1 protein-coding gene is annotated in these 1,380 nt (G+C 72.5%); it reads left to right on the top strand.

What is annotated here, in order from left to right:
• The first annotated feature begins 143 nt into the window (after window positions 1–143).
• A complete protein-coding gene (locus P1P70_RS44650) occupies window positions 144–1,325 on the top strand; it encodes a serine hydrolase domain-containing protein (protein ID WP_319248221.1) in 1,182 nt (393 codons plus the stop codon).
• The last annotated feature ends 55 nt before the right edge of the window (window positions 1,326–1,380 follow it).

Raw genomic sequence — 1,380 nt, 5'->3', positions numbered from 1 at the left:
CCGCACCACCCCCACCCCCCTCGCCGGACTCCTCTTCCACATAAAGGCCGGCAGGGTTCGTACGACGAGCTGAGGAGAGCCCCCGGCGACATGCGGGGGTGTGCCTCATGGCAGGTGGGGGCCCGCGTTCCTACGGTGGCTCCATGCGTACCCCCCACAGCCGTCGCACCGCCTCGACCACCGTCGTCACCCTCGCTCTCGCCCTGCTCGCCTCCCTCGCCCCGGCCCACGCCACGGCGGACCCCCTGCAGCGCGACGCCGACGCCCTGCGGGACACCGGCGTGACCGGGGTCTCCGTGCGGGTCGACCAGCCTCGCGGGACGCGGACCGCCCGCAGTGGCGTCGGCGACCTCCGGACCGGTGCGCCCGTGCCGCACGCCGAGTACATCCGGATCGGCAGCACCACCAAGACCTACGTCGCCACCGTCCTCCTCCAACTCGTCGGTGAGGGGCGGCTGTCGCTGGAGGACCGGGTGGAGCGGTGGCTGCCGGGGGTGGTGAAGGGGAGCGGGAACGACGGCAACCGGATCACCGTGCGACAACTGCTCCAGCACACCAGTGGGCTGCCCGACTACATCGCCGACGTCGTGCCCGAGCTGAGCGCCGCCGGATACCTGAAGCACCGCTCCACCACGTACACCTCGGCGCAGCGCGTCGCGTTCGCCATGACGCACCCTCCCGTCTTCGAGCCGGGCGCCCGCTGGGAGTACTCCAACACCAACTACATCCTCGCCGGGATGGTGATCGAGGCGGTCAGCGGGAAGGGGTGGGACCAGGAGGTGCGAGAGCGGATCCTGCGGCCCTTGCGGCTCACTCGGACGTACGCGCCGGGTGACGATCCGACGCTCCCCCGGCCCCACGCCCGTAACTACCAGCAGTTCGAGGCGGCGGGGGACAACGCCCCCATGACCGACACCACCCTCGCCTACCTCCCCTTCGACGGGGATGCCGACGGGTCCATGATCAGCACCACCGCCGACACCAACCGCTTCTTCTCCGCGCTGCTCGGCGGCAGGCTCCTCGCCCCCGCCCAGCTCGCCGAGATGCTGCGTACCGTCGCCGTGCCCGACACCCCCGGCGAGGTGCCCGGCTCGCGCTACGGGCTGGGCATCGGCTGGACGCCCCTGACCTGCGGCGGTGGCTACTGGGGCCACAGCGGCAGCGGCTTCGGCTTTCTGGCGTGGCCCGGGACGACACGAGACGGCCGTACCTCCGTCACCGTCGCCGTGCACAGCCGGCCGGGCGACGAGCAGACCGCCGTACGGCAGATCGGGGCCCTCACGGACCTGGTCGACCACGCCCTGTGCGCGCGGCCAGGGGCATAGCCACCCCGGCCGCGCGCACAGGGCGTGGTCGACCAGGTCCGTGAGGGCCCCGATC

Source organism: Streptomyces sp. MB09-02B (assembly GCF_033794485.1).
Lineage (GTDB): Bacteria > Actinomycetota > Actinomycetes > Streptomycetales > Streptomycetaceae > Streptomyces.
Note: the sequence above shows the minus strand (reverse complement) of the source record. Positions and strands in the feature narration are given on the sequence as shown.

Coding starts and splice junctions, on each gene's coding strand:
- P1P70_RS44650 (WP_319248221.1), top strand. CDS start 144: ATGCGTACCCCCCACAGCCGTCGCACCGCCTCGACCACCGTCGTCACC.